The 14,755-nt window shown below is 66.3% G+C and carries 15 protein-coding genes; 10 read left to right on the top strand and 5 right to left on the bottom strand.

What is annotated here, in order from left to right:
- Positions 1-51 precede the first annotated feature (51 nt).
- The 4 genes from rpoH to ftsY form a co-directional block, all read right to left on the bottom strand.
- On the bottom strand, positions 52-906 hold the full coding sequence (rpoH, locus tag IPK65_01810; GenBank protein MBK8161914.1) for an RNA polymerase sigma factor RpoH: 855 nt from the start codon (positions 904-906) through the stop codon (positions 52-54).
- A 171-nt stretch (positions 907-1,077) separates the two neighbouring features.
- Positions 1,078-2,136, bottom strand: a complete 1,059-nt coding sequence (gene ftsX, locus IPK65_01815) for a cell division protein FtsX (protein ID MBK8161915.1) — start codon at positions 2,134-2,136, stop codon at positions 1,078-1,080.
- Complete coding sequence (gene ftsE / locus IPK65_01820) at positions 2,133-2,807, bottom strand: cell division ATP-binding protein FtsE (GenBank protein MBK8161916.1); 675 nt, start codon at positions 2,805-2,807, stop codon at positions 2,133-2,135. Before ftsE ends, ftsX begins: the two co-directional genes overlap by 4 nt.
- Positions 2,808-2,883: 76 nt before the next feature.
- Positions 2,884-3,846 (bottom strand): signal recognition particle-docking protein FtsY, encoded by a 963-nt coding sequence (gene ftsY, locus IPK65_01825; protein ID MBK8161917.1) that lies wholly within the window; start codon positions 3,844-3,846, stop codon positions 2,884-2,886.
- A gap of 185 nt (positions 3,847-4,031) precedes the next feature.
- On the opposite strand from ftsY, the gene IPK65_01830 reads away from it, so the two are divergent.
- From IPK65_01830 to ggt, 6 genes are all read left to right on the top strand, one after another.
- A complete protein-coding gene (locus IPK65_01830) occupies positions 4,032-5,357 on the top strand; it encodes an insulinase family protein (protein ID MBK8161918.1) in 1,326 nt (441 codons plus the stop codon).
- A gap of 46 nt (positions 5,358-5,403) precedes the next feature.
- Positions 5,404-6,756 (top strand): insulinase family protein, encoded by a 1,353-nt coding sequence (locus IPK65_01835; protein ID MBK8161919.1) that lies wholly within the window; start codon positions 5,404-5,406, stop codon positions 6,754-6,756.
- A complete protein-coding gene (rsmD, locus tag IPK65_01840; protein MBK8161920.1) occupies positions 6,737-7,342 on the top strand; it encodes a 16S rRNA (guanine(966)-N(2))-methyltransferase RsmD in 606 nt (201 codons plus the stop codon). The genes IPK65_01835 and rsmD overlap by 20 nt, the downstream gene beginning before the upstream one ends.
- 67 nt (positions 7,343-7,409) lie before the next feature.
- Entirely contained in the window at positions 7,410-7,889 is a 480-nt protein-coding gene (coaD, locus tag IPK65_01845; protein ID MBK8161921.1) for a pantetheine-phosphate adenylyltransferase, read from the top strand.
- Positions 7,890-7,935: 46 nt separating this feature from the next.
- Positions 7,936-8,190: a YfhL family 4Fe-4S dicluster ferredoxin gene (locus IPK65_01850; GenBank protein MBK8161922.1), complete on the top strand. Its 255-nt coding sequence runs from the start codon at positions 7,936-7,938 to the stop codon at positions 8,188-8,190.
- Positions 8,191-8,317: 127 nt separating this feature from the next.
- Complete coding sequence (ggt, locus tag IPK65_01855; GenBank protein MBK8161923.1) at positions 8,318-9,967, top strand: gamma-glutamyltransferase; 1,650 nt, start codon at positions 8,318-8,320, stop codon at positions 9,965-9,967.
- A 15-nt stretch (positions 9,968-9,982) separates the two neighbouring features.
- Here the strand turns inward: ggt and xth are convergent, their stop codons facing one another.
- A complete protein-coding gene (gene xth, locus IPK65_01860) occupies positions 9,983-10,756 on the bottom strand; it encodes an exodeoxyribonuclease III (protein ID MBK8161924.1) in 774 nt (257 codons plus the stop codon).
- A 691-nt stretch (positions 10,757-11,447) separates the two neighbouring features.
- On the opposite strand from xth, the gene IPK65_01865 reads away from it, so the two are divergent.
- The 4 genes from IPK65_01865 (at position 11,448) to pyrE (ending at position 14,646) form a co-directional block, all read left to right on the top strand.
- Positions 11,448-12,587 (top strand): AAA family ATPase, encoded by a 1,140-nt coding sequence (locus IPK65_01865; protein MBK8161925.1) that lies wholly within the window; start codon positions 11,448-11,450, stop codon positions 12,585-12,587.
- A 46-nt stretch (positions 12,588-12,633) separates the two neighbouring features.
- Positions 12,634-13,326, top strand: a complete 693-nt coding sequence (locus IPK65_01870; protein ID MBK8161926.1) for a hypothetical protein — start codon at positions 12,634-12,636, stop codon at positions 13,324-13,326.
- Complete coding sequence (locus IPK65_01875; protein ID MBK8161927.1) at positions 13,311-13,898, top strand: hypothetical protein; 588 nt, start codon at positions 13,311-13,313, stop codon at positions 13,896-13,898. Before IPK65_01870 ends, IPK65_01875 begins: the two co-directional genes overlap by 16 nt.
- Before the next feature lie 94 nt (positions 13,899-13,992).
- The gene (pyrE, locus tag IPK65_01880) at positions 13,993-14,646 is read left to right on the top strand and encodes an orotate phosphoribosyltransferase (GenBank protein ID MBK8161928.1); all 654 of its coding nucleotides are present in this window, start codon (positions 13,993-13,995) and stop codon (positions 14,644-14,646) included.
- The last annotated feature ends 109 nt before the right edge of the window (positions 14,647-14,755 follow it).

The following is a 14,755-nucleotide window of genomic DNA, read 5'->3' on the forward strand; positions in this document are numbered from 1 at the left end:
CACGCGGGCCCGGAAATTCCGGGCCCGCGTCGAACTGCTTGGAATCAACCATCAGGCTTCGAGGCTGCTGCGCAATTTTTTGATCGCGCTCTTCTCGAGCTGGCGGATGCGCTCGGCGGAGACCTGGTACTTGTCGGCCAGGTCCTGCAGGGTCATCTTGTCGTCAGCCAGCCAGCGCTGCTGCAGAATGTCGCGGCTGCGCTCGTCGAGCCCGTCGAGGGCATGGTGCAGGCGTTCTTCGTTGTGCGACTCCCATTCGCTCTGTTCCAGCTGTACCGTCGGGTCGTTGCGCGTGTCTGTGAGATACGCCGCCGGCGCCAGGTTTCGCTCCGATTCCTCGTCGCGGTCGCCGTAGGGATCGAAGGAGGTGTCGTAGCCGCTGATGCGCGCCTCCATCTCGATCACGTCCTCGGGACGCACGCCGAGATCCTGGGCAACGGCGTTGACCTCCTCGCGCCCGAACCACGCCAGGCGCTTCTTGGCGCTGCGCAGGTTGAAGAAGAGCTTGCGCTGGGCCTTGGTCGTCGCCACCTTGACGATGCGCCAGTTGCGCAGGATGAATTCGTGGATCTCGGCACGGATCCAGTGCACCGCGTAAGACACCAGGCGCACGTTCATGTCGGGATCGAAGCGCTTGACCGCCTTCATGAGGCCGATGTTGCCCTCCTGTACCAGGTCCGATTGGGACAGGCCATAACCGCTGTAACCGCGGGCGATGTGCACGACGAAGCGCAGGTTCGACATGACCAGCTGCCGCGCGGCGCCCAGATCGTTTTCCAGCCGGTACTGCAGGGCGAGGCGGCGTTCCTCCTCGACGCTCAGGACGGGTATCGCACCGACGCTCTGGACATAGGCCTCCAGGCTGCCGCTGTGCAACACCAGTCCCATTTCATTAGCCTTCGACATTACGTGTACCCTCCCATGGACGCTCGAGGTCTTTAAAAATACTAGCACTCAGAGAGTATGAGTGCCAGAAAGCCTGGAAAGTTCCCGGACAGGAATAGTATTCCTTATTTCTTACATTGATAATCAATGGCTTATGATTCTAAGGTCCAAAACCAGGGGTATTACCCTGTCTCACGTCGGCTCAATGGTACGCAAATGGCGGTCAACCGCCAGCCAGGCCCCGATAAAGCCCAGCAAGACCCCGAACAGCATCAGGTAGAAGGTCGCCTCCAGTCCGAGGCCGCCCAGCTCAAAGCGACTGTCGTACAGTGCGGAGAGACGCTCCACGGGGGCGCTCAGGACCCACAGTGAGACATTGACCAGCAGCCATGCAATCATCGCGCCCAGCAAGCCGTGCCAGAACCCGCTGTAGAGGAAGGGTCGGCGGATAAAGGCGTCGGTCGCGCCGATGAGCTTCTGCACCTCGATCTCGTCACGCCGGTTCTGGATCGCCAGCCGGATGGTGTTGCCGACGATGAGGAGTACGGCCAGCGCCAGCACGCTGGCCAGCACCGCCACACCCCGCCTGGCGATCTCCATCATGGCATAGAGACGCTTGACCCATTCCATATCGAGCTGGGCGAATTCAACATCGGGATGGTTCCGGAGCCGGTTGAGCAGGGCCTCGACCGTGGCCGGCGCGCTCGCCGTAAGGCCGGGCTGCACGATCAACACCCCCGGAAGCGGATTCTGCTGCAGGGCGTCCACTGCCTCGCCGAAACCCGACATGCGCTGAAATTCCTCCAGGGCCTCGTCCGGCGAAACATAGGTCACGACCGCGACCTCGGGCATCACCTTCAGCTCTACGATCAATTTCTGGAGTCGATCCTCGCGCAGGTTCTTGCGCAGAAAAAGGGAAATCTGCGCGGCGTTCTCCCAGTCGGCGCTGACTGCCTGGACATTTTTCAGGACCACGTGCAGGCCCGTGGGCAGGGCGAGTGCGATACCGATTACCGCCACCGTCATCGCACTCGCCACCGGGTTTCGCGCCAGCCGCCCCAGGCTGTCCAGCAGGGACTGCAGATGGTGCTCGCCGTAGGCCTTGCAGCGCCGCAGCAGTCCCAGCCGGCGCGACCCGGAACGGGAACGCGGCGGCCCGGACGGCGGCTGCAGCGCGGTTTCCGCCGCATCCGGGCGGGCCTCGGCCGCGCCCGGCGGAAACAGGTCCGCCTCTTCTCCGCTATGCCTCATGCGGCGACCGGATCGCTGTCCGCCTGCATGCGCCCGCCATCCAGGGTCAGCATGCGGTAACCCATGCTTGAGATGAGATCGAGGTCGTGGCTGGCGATCAGCACTGTCACACCGACCCGGTTGAACTCCTCGAACAGGTGCATGATTTCCTCGGAAAGCTGCGGGTCAAGGTTGCCGGTCGGTTCATCGGCCAGCAGCAGCGGAGGTTTGTTGACCACGGCACGCGCGATGCCGACGCGCTGCTGCTCGCCGCCCGACAGCATGATCGGGTAGCGCCGCTCCTTGTCGAGCAGGCCGACCTTGTCGAGCGCGGCGCGAACGCGGCGCTGGATCTCGCGGTGTTCGTGTCCCGCGATGACCAGCGGCAGGGCGACGTTGTCGAACACGGTGCGGTCGTAGAGCAGCTTGAAGTTCTGGAATATGATGCCGATTTCGCGGCGCAGGTACGGGATGCCGCGGCGTCCGATGCCGGCGTAACTGCGGCCGCTGAAGAGTATCTGGCCGTAGCTCGGACGTTCGATCAGGGCGATCAGCTTGAGCAGTGTGCTCTTGCCGGCGCCGGAGTGACCGGTCAGGAACGCCATTTCCTGCACGCGCAGATGGAAGTTGATGCCGCTCAGGGCATCCTGGCCTCCGGGATAGCGCTTGCCCACATTAATGAACTGAAGCATAGCCCTCAGGACCGCCGCATGTCAGCCGCTCAGGTTAGCAAAGTTTGCCGCCTGCATGAATAGGCGCCGGTTCCGCTCAGGCCTCGAACAGGGCATTGACGAACTCCGCCGCATCGAACACGCGCAGGTCCTCGATGCCCTCGCCCACCCCGATGAAACGGATGGGGATGCCCGTCTTCTTGGCGATGGCGAAGATCACCCCGCCCCTGGCGGTGCCGTCGAGCTTGGTAAGCGTAATGCCGGTCAGGCCCACGGCCCCGTGAAACTGCAGCGCCTGCGTCACGGCATTCTGTCCGGTGCCCGCATCAACCACGAGCATGGTTTCGTGGGGTGCGGCCGGATCCGCCTTGGCGATGACACGCCTGATCTTGCCCAGTTCCGCCATCAGGTTGGCCTGCGTATGCAGGCGCCCCGCAGTATCGACTATGAGGACGTCCATCCCGCGCGCCCGCGCTGCCTGCATCGCATCGAACACCACGGAGGCCGGATCTGCGCTGCGCGCCTGCGCGATCACGGGTATCCCGTTGCGTTCGCCCCAGGCCTGGAGCTGCTCGACAGCGGCGGCACGGAAGGTGTCGCCGGCCGCGAGCATAACCTTGCGCCCCTCATCCTGCAGCCGGCGGGCCAGCTTGCCGATGGTTGTGGTCTTGCCCGCGCCGTTGATGCCGACCATCATGATTACGTAGGGAGCCGGCGCGGCGGCTGACACGGTCAGCGGCCGGGCGCAAGGCGCGAGCACGGCCTGAAGATCCTCGCGCAGCGCTGCGAACAGCGCCGGCGCGTCGTCGAGCTGATTGCGCGAGATTCGCGCTGCGAGGTCCGCGACGATCGCCTCGGTCGCCTCAACCCCGACGTCCGCCCGCAACAGCACGGTTTCGATCTCATCCAGCAGTTCCGCATCGATCTTCTTGCGGCCGAGTACGAGATTGGCCACACCCTCGACGATGCCGCTGCGCGTGCGGCTCAGGCGCTCCTTGAGACGGCCGAAAAACCCTGTCGCGCGGCCGGAAACTTTCTCGGGATTTTCCGATCCAATCATGGGTTTGAATTCGTGTACAATCGGGGAATTTTAACCACATCCCAATCCGGCAGGAGTGAAGCGTGAATCCAGGCAGGTATCCTACCATATCGAATCTGGCGCAACGAATCCGCCGCAGGTCCAAGCCGTCCGCCCGTCATGCGGTATCCATTGCCCTGCTCGCCTGCGCGCTGCTCGTTGCCTCAATGGCGCATGCGGCGCCCGGGGTTCACGAGTACATGCTCGACAACGGCATGAAGCTGCTGGTCAAGGAGGATCACCGTGCGCCCGTCGTCGTGTCGCAGGTGTGGTACAAGGTCGGCAGCAGTTACGAGCACGACGGCATCACCGGCATTTCTCACGCCCTCGAGCACATGATGTTCAAAGGCACGAAAAAACACCCGGGAGGTGAGTTCTCGCGCATCGTGAGCGAGAACGGCGGCCGCGAGAACGCATTCACCGGCCGCGACTACACCAGCTACTACCAGCAGCTGGAGCGCAGCCGCCTCGCCATCAGCATCGAACTGGAGGCCGACCGCATGCGGAACCTCACCCTGCCGCCGGAAGAGTTCACCAAGGAACTGAAGGTGGTGCAGGAAGAGCGCCGGCTGCGCACGGAAGACAACCCCGAGTCGATGACCCATGAACAGTTCAGCGCCGCCGCCTTTGTCACCAGCCCGTACCACCACCCGGTCATCGGCTGGATGAGCGACCTCGAGGCAATGGAGGTCGATGACCTCAAGCGCTGGTACCGGTCCTGGTATGCGCCCAACAATGCCACCCTGGTCGTAGTGGGTGATGTCGATCCCGCGGCGGTGCACAAGCTGGCGCGGAAACACTTCGGCGCGCTCAAGCCGGGCGACGTGCCCGCACTGAAACCGCGCCGGGAAATCACACAGACCGGTGAGCGCCGCGTCACGGTAAAGGCTCCGGCCCAGCTGCCCTATGTCGTCATGGGCTACAAGGTCCCGGCCTTGCGCACGGCGGACGATCCGGAAGAGGCTTACGCGCTTGAAGTGCTGGCCGGCGTGCTGGACGGCGGCGACAGCGCGCGTATCCCGACGCGGCTGATCCGGGACGCGAGCATCGCTGCGAGCGCGGGGGCAGGCTACAGCCTGTATGCCCGCCTCGATGACCTGTTCATTCTGGACGGCACTCCCGCACCGGGCCATGACGTCGCCGAACTGGAACAGTCCCTGCGCCGTGAGGTGCAGCGCCTGCACGACGAACCGGTCACCGCGGAGGAACTCGACCGCATCAAGACCCAGGTCATCGCCGCAGACGTATATCAGCGCGACTCGGTTTTCTACCAGGCCATGCAGATCGGCATGCTCGAGACCGTCGGCCTCGACTGGCGCCTGGCGGATGCCTATGTCGATCGCATCCGGGCCGTCACGGCGGAACAGATACGGGCCGTGGCGCGCAAGTACCTCACCCCCGACCGCCTGACGGTCGCGGTACTGGATCCGCTGCCCATCGATCCGTCCCGCCCCGCACCGGCCATAAACGGCGGCGGCCATGACATCCGCTGAGATGAGGCCGACTGTCCCCGGGACAACAAACAGAGTGACGCCAGCCATGACAGCCTACGCCGAGAATTCCGCCCCCACCCTCACCGCGCCGCGCCGTCTGGCGGCGCTCGCGCTGTGGGCCACATGTTTCGCGTTCACGCACAACGCCGCCGCCGCCCCGCAGATACAGCAGTGGGACACCGCGAACGGCGCGCGCGTCTATTTCGTTCAGGCGATGGAACTGCCCATGGTCGATATCCAGCTGGTGTTCGACGCGGGCAGCGCGCGCGACGGAGGCAGGCCGGGCCTGGCGCTGCTGGCCAACACCCTGCTCGACGACGGCGCCGGTGAGCTCGACGCCGACGACATCGCGGCGGGTTTCGAGGATCTCGGTGCGCAATTCGGCACCAGCTCCCTGCGCGACATGGGCTCCCTCACCCTGCGCAGCCTGAGCGACCACAGGTATCTGGATCCGGCGCTCGACCTGTTCGCCCTGATCCTGCGCTCTCCGACCTTCCCCGCCGACGCCCTCGAGCGCGAGCGCAACCGCATGCTGGTCGCGCTGCAGTCGCAGGAGCAATCGCCGGAGGATATCGCGGACAATGCGTTCTTCCGGGCGATCTACCGCGATCACCCCTATGCCTCCGATCCGCTCGGTACGCCGGAATCTCTGCAGACGCTCGACCGCAAGGATATCGAGAACTTCTATCGCGAATACTACGTCGCGCGCAACGCGGTCATCTCCCTGGTCGGCGCGCTGGAACGCAAGGATGCCGAACGCGTCGCGCAGCGCCTCGCCGACGGCCTCGCCGCGGGCAGCCGGGCCGCCCCGCTGCCCGCGGTCACTCCGCTCGAAGAAGCGGTGACGGTGCACGTCGAATATCCGTCTTCGCAGACCCATGTGCAGGTTGGTGCGGCCGGTATGACGCGCGACGACCCCGATTACTATGCCCTGTACGTCGGCAACCATGTGCTCGGAGGCAGCGGCCTGGTTTCGCGCATCAGCACGGAGATCCGCGAGAAGCGCGGTCTCGCCTACAGCGCCTACAGCTACTTCAGCCCGATGCGCGCCGCCGGCCCGTACACCCTGGGTCTGCAGACACGCGGGGACCAGGCGGCGCAGGCCGTGGATATCCTGGGCAGCACGCTCGCCGGCTTCATCAAGGACGGCCCCACCGCCGCGGAAATCACCGCCTCGAAGCGGAACATCACCGGCGGCTTTCCGCTGCGCATCGCCAGCAACAGCGGGATCGCGGGCAACCTCGCGATGATCGGTTTCTATGACCTGCCTCTCGATTATCTAGACCGCTTCAATGAACGCGTCGAGGCCGTCACGGCCGAGCAGATCCGGGATGCCTTCCAGCGCCGCGTGCATCCCGGCCGGATGGTGACGGTGACGGTTGGCACCAGCGCGCCCTAAACCAGGCGCCGCCGCAGGCGGCAGCGGGCGGCTGCGCATCATCGGCGGCCGGTGGCGCAGCCGGCGCATCGAATTCGCGGCCGCCGCGGGCGTGCGCCCGACCGCGGACCGCATCCGCGAGACCCTGTTCAACTGGCTGCGCGACATCATCCCGGGCGCGCGCTGCCTCGATCTTTATGCGGGCAGCGGCGCGCTCGGCTTCGAGGCGCTCTCGCGCGGCGCGCATCGAGTCGTCTTCGTCGATCAGGACGTGCGCGTCATCCAGCAATTGCAGGCCAACGCCGAATTGCTCGGGACGCAGGACGCGGAAATCGTCTGGTCCGATGCGCTGGAATACCTCGCGGCCTGCAGGAGCGGTCCGTTCGACGTGGTGTTCCTCGACCCCCCCTTCCGCGACGACGTGATCAAGGAAGCCTGCCTGAGCCTGGAACGTTACGGCCTGCTGTCCAGCCCGGCCTGGGTCTACCTGGAAACGGACCATCGGCTCCCGCCCCCCGGGTTGCCGGACAACTGGCGGCGGCTGCACGACAAATCCGCCGGGCAGGTCGCCTATCGCATGGCGCGCCGCGACGCCAAGGCCGGCTGAGGACGCACGCGCCGCGCGGATTTGCTGCTACACTTGCGATCAGCCGCCGCCAGTCCGCAGGGGAATCATGCAGCAGACCGCCATCTATCCGGGTACCTTCGACCCCATCACCCACGGCCATACCGATCTCGTCGAGCGGGCCACCCGCGTGTTCAACCGCGTGATCGTGGCCGTCGCCGCCAATCCGGTCAAGGCGCCGACCTTCACCCTGGCGGAGCGCATCGCCATGGCCGAGGCCGCGCTCGCCGGGCTCGGCGGAGTGGAGGTATGCGGTTTCGACCGCCTGCTGGTGGAATTCGCGCGCGAACGCCAGGCGTCGATCATCCTGCGCGGCCTGCGCGTGGTATCAGACTTCGAGTATGAATTCCAGCTGGCGGGCATGAACCGCAAGCTGGCGCCGGGCATCGAGACCCTGTACCTGATACCGGCGGAGCAGTACGCCTTCATCTCGTCCAGCCTGGTCAAGGAGATCGCCTCCCTCGGCGGCGACGTCTCCGCCTTCGTGCACGCCGATATCATGGCTGCGCTGTATAAAAAGATACGTTAAGCTGTCCCGTTCACCCCGCTGTCCAGTGTCATGAGGTTGCAGGATCATGTCATTAATCATCACCCATGAATGCATCAACTGCGATGTATGCGAACCCGAGTGCCCCAACGGCGCCATCTCGCAGGGTCCCGAGATCTATGTCATCGACCCCGCGCTGTGCACCGAGTGCATCGGTCACTTCGACAAGCCGCAGTGCGTCGAGGTCTGCCCGGTCGACTGCATCCCCAAGGATCCCGACCACGAAGAGACCCACGACCAGCTCCACCAGAAGTACCTCAAGCTGACCGGCAAGTCGGAATAACGCCGGCGTGACGTTGCCCGCCGCAGTTCCGCGCCTGCCAGTCCACGGAGGGGCGAAACGGTCCGGCGGCCCGGTGCCGCGCGGGCGCACTGCGCCTTGGTACGCACTTGCCGGCGTCCTTCTGTACATCGTGTCCGGCACCGGCGGACTGCCCGCCCGGGCCGCGGATACTTCCGTCCCGCCCGCGGCCGCCGTCGCCTCAGCCCATCCGCTCGCCACGCAAGCCGGCCACGAGATCCTGCAGGCCGGCGGCAACGCCTTCGATGCCGCAGTGGCGGTCGGCGCCATGCTGGCGGTGGTCGAGCCGACCGGCTCGGGTCTCGGCGGCGGCGGTTTCTGGCTGCTGCACCGGGCCGCCGACGGACGGGAAACCATGCTCGACGGCCGCGAGCGCGCGCCGATGGCCGCCGACCCCGCGATGTATCTGGGTGCCGACGGCGCGGTCATCCCCTCCGCGTCGATCGACGGCGCACTGGCGGCGGCCATACCCGGCACGCCGGCCGCGCTCGAGCATCTCGCCCGGCATTACGGGCGCCTGCCCCTGGTGCGGAGCCTGGCGCCCGCCATCCGCGCCGCCCGCGAGGGGTTCGCCGTCGATGCGCACTACCTCCGGCTGGCGCGCTTCCGAATCGAGGCGCTGCGCCGATCGCCCGCCGCCGCGGCCGTCTTTCTCGACCGTAACGAGGTGCCGGCGGAAGGCTTCGTCCTGCGTCAGCCGGATCTGGCCCAAGCGCTCGAGGCGATCGCCGAACACGGCCGCGAAGGCTTCTATGGCGGCGCGGTGGCGCGGCGCCTGGTCGAGGGCGTGCGCGCGGCAGGGGGGATCTGGACCCTGCGCGACCTTGCCGACTACCGTGTCGTCGAACGCGAACCGGTACGGGGCGAATACCGCGGCGTGCGCATCACCGCTGCGGCCCCGCCGTCCTCGGGCGGGATTGCGCTCGTCACCATGCTGAACATCCTCGCGGGATATCCGCTGGAGGAGCTCGCCGCCGCGGAGCGCAGCCACTTCGTCATTGAGGCCATGCGGCGGGCCTACCGCGACCGCGCCGTTTACCTCGGCGACCCGGACTTCGTCGAGATCCCGGCCGCGCAGCTGCTGAACCCGGCATACGCCGCCGGCCTGCGCAACGCCATACACCCCGAACGTGCCACGCCGAGCGCCCTGCTCCCTGGCATCGAGGCCGACGCAGCAGGGACGGACACCACCCACTTCTCCATCCTCGACCGCGCCGGCAACCGCGTCGCCGCGACGCTGTCGATCAATCTTCCCTTCGGCGCCGCGTTCGTCCCGCCCGGCACCGGCGTGCTGCTCAACGACGAGATGGACGATTTTTCCGTCAAGCCGGGGGTGGGAAACTCCTACGGCCTGATCGGCGCGCAGCCCAATGCCATCGCCGCGGGCAAACGCCCGCTCTCCAGCATGACGCCGACCTTCCTCGACGACGGCCGGAGGGTCGCCATCCTGGGCACGCCGGGCGGCAGCCGCATCATCACCATGGTGCTGCTGGCCGCCCTCGATTTCCAGCAGGGCGGCTCCCCGGAAGAATGGGTGAGCCGCAGGCGTTATCACCACCAGTATCTGCCGGACGCCGTCAGCTACGAGCCGGGCGCCTTCAGCGCGGACGAGGCCGCCGCCCTGGCTGCGCTCGGCCACCACCTCGAGGAGCGCACGCGCCCCTACGGCAACATGCAGGCGATCCTGTGGGACCGCGCGGGCAACCGCGTCAGCGCCGCGAGCGACCCGCGCGGCGGCGGGGCCGCCGAAACGCGCTGACACACATCCCCGGCGTCACAGTTCGTAGTCGTAGTCGATGGTGAGGGGGGCGTGGTCGGAGAAGCGCTCGTCCTTGTAGATGGAAACCTGCCGCACCCGCTCCTTCAGCCCGGGGGAGATCACCTGGTAATCGATGCGCCAGCCCACGTTCTTCGCCCAGGCCTGCCCGCGGTTGGACCACCAGGTGTACTGGTCCGCCTGCTGATTGACGACGCGGAAGGCGTCGACGAATCCGAGCGGGCCGAACAGCGCGTCCATCCAGGCGCGCTCTTCGGGCAGGAAACCTGAGTTCTTCTGGTTGCCGCGCCAGTTCCTGATGTCCAGCCTGGTGTGCGCGATGTTCCAGTCCCCGCAAATCACATACTCGCGTTTGCGGCGGCGGAATCCCTTCAGCACCGGAACGAAACGTTCCAGGAAATCGAACTTCACCGCCTGGCGCTCCTCGCTGCTGGAGCCGGAGGGCAGATAGAGCGTGATCACGCTGAGCGGACCGAAATCGGCCTGGAGAAAGCGCCCCTCGCGATCCATGTCCGGCCATCCCAGCCCCATGGTCACCCGGTCCGGCTCGCGCCGGCTGTAGAGGGCCACGCCGCTGTAGCCCTTTTTCTCCGCGTCGTGGTAATAGGCGAAATAGCCTGCCGGCCGCAGCACCTCATCGCTCAGCTGATGCTCCTGCGACTTGGTCTCCTGCAGGCAGACCACGTCCGCCCCTTGCCCGGCCAGCCATGCGAAGAATCCCTTGCGGGCCGCCGAGCGGATACCGTTGGCATTCAGAGTAATGATGCGCATCACTGTCACCCGTTCCGTGTGTCGAAGACATCGATGATACTGGAGCCCGCGCGCGCGGTGAATTTGGCTGAGCCGCGGTTATTCACCCGCCCACTTGACATCCACGGATTTCACCCCACACTAGGCACATCAGCGCTCCCGTCGCGGGAGCAGGGGGATGGAAACGGTCGGCAACAACCGTCAAGCATCCGCATCATCGGGACTGACCCGGCAACAGCGCTCACATCGCTGCAGCACGGATCAGAACTCCCGGGGACGATCTACCCTCCGCGCGCGCCTCTTCAGCGCCGGTATCTCACCGCAACTCTCCTTTCACGCACATGCATGCGTCGCCGGCGTGTACCGCCGCGCGCAACAACCGGCGTTTATCCCCGGGCAGGGATGTCCCGCGGGAAAACCGGCGCCGCCCGCCGGATATGATGCGGGCGGCACCGCGGTCCTTCCGATCAGGCGGGACGCACGCGACACACCGGGCGTACAGCCAGGGAGGCTGTCGCCCGTTCCAAATCCGCACCACTTCCGGAAATCACGCCGCCAGGGCGCCGCGGGCTCGCGACACGAACGGAAACGGATGCCCGTGCGCGAACGCGCGGCCGTCAGGAAGCGGCCCGACACGGAGAATGAAGCGGCGTCACAGCTGCTTTTTTATGCCCATAACAAAACCGTCACGACGGGTGGAGGGATATGACACATGATCACGATCGCCATAGCCAATCAGAAAGGCGGATGCGGCAAAACAACCACCGCCATCAATCTGGCCGCCGCGCTGGGGCGCAACAGCCAGCGCGTGCTGCTCGTCGACACGGATCCCCAGGGACACGCCTCGCTGGGGCTGGGACAGCGCTGCGAGAATGTGAGCGGGCTGTACGAGGTGCTCATCCAGGAGGCGACGCTCAGCGAGGTCATCATCCCCGATGTCGCGCCGGGACTCGACCTGGTGCCGTCCACCATCTCGCTCGCCGCGGTCGAACACCTGCTGGGGGACATGCCGCGCCGCGAGCGTCAACTCGTACAGCATCTGGAAAGCCTGCCCCTGAAGTACGACTTCATCATCATCGACTGTCCGCCCACGCTCGGCCTGCTCTCGTTCAACGCGCTGCGCGCCGCGGACCTGGTGCTGATCCCGGTCGAGATGAGCGTGTTCGCGCTGGACGGGATCGACCGGCTGCGCGAAACCATCGACCTGCTGGCGGAAAAATACGAACTCGACATCCCGGTGCGGATACTGCCCAACCTGGTCGATCACCGTACCCGCTTCACGCAGGATGTCCTGCGCCAGCTTAATGAACGCTTCGGCGATGAAATCCTCCCGGTCAACATTCACTATACCGTGCGTCTGAAGGAGGCCGCGGCGCGGGGTATGCCGATCATGGACCATCGGCCCGGCTCGGTGGCGAGTGAAAATTATCTCACGCTCGCCGCCGAGATCCTGCGCCGCTACGCGCAGACCTCCGCGGCCGCCGTGCCCGCGGCCGGCCGCACGGATCGGCCGCAGGCGATGGACAGGCCCGTCCACCCCGCCATGCCTGTCACGGAGGCAACGGAAGACGTGGAGGAAATCAGCCTGGTCTTCCAGGGTCCCGCCGGGCTCGACATCCGGCTCGCCGGCGACTTCAACGGATGGGTGCCGGACCGTGACGTCACGACGGAACGCCACGGCGATGTGCTGACCAAAACCCTGCGCCTGCGCCCCGGACGCTATCAATACCGCCTGATCGTCAACGGGGATTGGCGCGCAGATCCCACCAATCCGCGTTTCGTGACCAATGAATACGGTGAGATCAATTCCGTGCTCGAAGTGGAGCATACCCGCCACCTGGCAACCGTCTGACGCGGGGATGAACCGGGAGGCCGGCGAAACCGGGTCGAGGGCGCGGTTGCGCCGGATCAGCGGCCACTTCCTCAGCGAGGATCGTGAGCCTGTGCGGATCGCCGTGTTCGGAGATCCGGCTGACCCCTGCGCCCTGCCGGTCGACGGCCTCGCCCGCGCACTTGCCGTGCGCGGCGCCGCGGTCGCCGTCGACGACACGATCTCGGGAGTGGTCACCCTGGTCCGTCCGGCCCCCGACGGCGCCCGGGCCGGCGCGATCGAAATGCCCCCGCGAACGGGTTTCGAGGGGCTGCTGGCAAGGCTGCGCTGCGACCTGCCCCCAGAACTGATGCTCGTCACGGCATCACCGGCCGCAGCGGTCCCCTGCACCCTCGCCCTGTTCAGCGTACCTGTGCAAACTCGCGGCATGCGCTCAGCCTATCTCGCGCTCAAGACGCTCGCGCGGCACGATACCGCGCCCTTGGTCGGCGCAACGCTCACCGGGGCACGCACCCGCGGCGAGGCCGCAGAGGGCTTCATGCGCTTCGCCTCCGCCACAGAGCGCTTCCTCGGCATCAGGGTCGCCAGCTATTCGTATACCGCCGCCGGGTCGGCACGCGCCGCGGATGGCGCCGTGCTGGATAATATCGCGCGCATGCTGCTGGCTGACCTGTGTTCTGCGGACGACCACCGTGACACCGACGGCGATCCGGGGCCGCCGTCCGCGTACAACAAGGAACAACCATGGGCATACAGCTGAAAACCATCGCACTGACCTCGGATGAGATCCTGCAGGAGCTCGTCACGGACACGCTGCCGCAGATCCTCGGAGAATCCTTTGAGCTGATCACAAACGACCTTCCGTTCGAAGGCAACCACCTGCTGTGCCTGGACGCGGACAAACACCCCGCGGTCGTGTCCTACGACGGTCGCGACGGCGGGCGCGCCCTGCTTGCGGGGCTCGCAGTTATCGAGGGACTTTCCGACAACCGCGGCATGCTGTACCGGCTCTACCCCGCCCTTTTCCGTGGCCATCCGCCGGGCAACGGCGCCGGCTTCCGCAGCGAGGATCTCCGCCTCATCGTCCTCGCCCCCTTGGCGCTGCCCGGCATGGCCTATCTGAAACACGCCTTTCCCGCGCTGACCGCCCGCACCTTCCGCATCCTGGAGGTGGACGGCAATATCGGCCTGCTGATCGAGGCGCCGCAGCACGACGCAGGAGACGTCGCCGCCGGTACCGACGTCCCGGCGCCGGCCGCCCCGTTCCGCGGCGGCGTCGCGGAGCAGCCGACCCTGTCCGCGCAGGAAGAACGCTACTTCGCAGACACCTGATCACGCCGCGCACGCGACTGCGCGGCGACATCCCGGTTTCCCCGCCGGCGGCGGATCGCTACAATAGCGCCCACATCTCATGCAGGAGCGGTCGATGCAGGATTATCAGCAGGCGTTTCTCGACTTCGCCATCGCGCGCGGCGTACTGCGCTTCGGCGAGTTCACCCTCAAGTCGGGCCGCCTGAGCCCGTACTTCTTCAACAGCGGACTGTTCGACGACGGCGACGCCATCGCCGAACTCGGGCGCTACTACGCGGCGGCGATCCGCGGCTCCGGCCTTGCCTTCGACATGCTGTACGGCCCCGCCTACAAGGGCATCCCGCTGGTGGTCGCCACCGCGATCGCGCTCAGCGACCGCCACGGCGTCAACGTCCCCTACGCCTTCAACCGCAAGGAGGCCAAGGACCACGGCGAGGGCGGCATCATCGTCGGCCGCGCGCTCGCGGGCCGCGTGCTGATCATCGACGACGTGATCTCGGCCGGCACCTCGGTGCGCGAATCGGTGGACATCATCCGCCACGCCGGCGCGACCGTCGCCGGCGTCGCCATCTCGCTCGACCGCCAGGAACGCGGCAAGCACGCGCAGTCCGCCATCCAGGAGGTCGAGACGCAGTTCGGCATCAAGGTCGTCAGCATCGCCAACCTCGACACGCTGATCCGCTATCTGTCAAAGCGCGCCGATCTCGGGCCGGTGCTGGAGCGGATCGAGGATTATAGGAAACAGTACGGCGCAAAAGGCGCAGCCTGAGGAAATCGATAGTAGCCCGGATGAAGGCGCAGAGCGCCGGAATCCGGGAGTATTTACTAAGTCCATTCCCGGATTCCGCTACGCTTCATCCGGGCTACGTAACTCCGCA

It is taken from the genome of Gammaproteobacteria bacterium (assembly GCA_016712635.1).
GTDB lineage: Bacteria > Pseudomonadota > Gammaproteobacteria > SZUA-140 > SZUA-140 > JADJWH01.

Excerpts from the sequence above, each read along its gene's own strand:
- coaD (MBK8161921.1), top strand. The coding sequence starts at position 7,410 with ATGCAGCAGACCGCCATCTATCCGGGTACCTTCGACCCCATCACCCAC.
- IPK65_01835 (MBK8161919.1), top strand. The coding sequence starts at position 5,404 with ATGACAGCCTACGCCGAGAATTCCGCCCCCACCCTCACCGCGCCGCGC.
- IPK65_01865 (MBK8161925.1), top strand. The coding sequence starts at position 11,448 with ATGATCACGATCGCCATAGCCAATCAGAAAGGCGGATGCGGCAAAACA.
- IPK65_01850 (MBK8161922.1), top strand. The coding sequence starts at position 7,936 with ATGTCATTAATCATCACCCATGAATGCATCAACTGCGATGTATGCGAA.
- pyrE (MBK8161928.1), top strand. The coding sequence starts at position 13,993 with ATGCAGGATTATCAGCAGGCGTTTCTCGACTTCGCCATCGCGCGCGGC.
- IPK65_01830 (MBK8161918.1), top strand. The coding sequence starts at position 4,032 with ATGGCGCATGCGGCGCCCGGGGTTCACGAGTACATGCTCGACAACGGC.
- ftsX (MBK8161915.1), bottom strand. The coding sequence starts at position 2,136 with ATGAGGCATAGCGGAGAAGAGGCGGACCTGTTTCCGCCGGGCGCGGCC.
- rpoH (MBK8161914.1), bottom strand. The coding sequence starts at position 906 with ATGTCGAAGGCTAATGAAATGGGACTGGTGTTGCACAGCGGCAGCCTG.
- ftsE (MBK8161916.1), bottom strand. The coding sequence starts at position 2,807 with ATGCTTCAGTTCATTAATGTGGGCAAGCGCTATCCCGGAGGCCAGGAT.
- ftsY (MBK8161917.1), bottom strand. The coding sequence starts at position 3,846 with ATGATTGGATCGGAAAATCCCGAGAAAGTTTCCGGCCGCGCGACAGGG.
- xth (MBK8161924.1), bottom strand. The coding sequence starts at position 10,756 with ATGCGCATCATTACTCTGAATGCCAACGGTATCCGCTCGGCGGCCCGC.
- IPK65_01875 (MBK8161927.1), top strand. The coding sequence starts at position 13,311 with ATGGGCATACAGCTGAAAACCATCGCACTGACCTCGGATGAGATCCTG.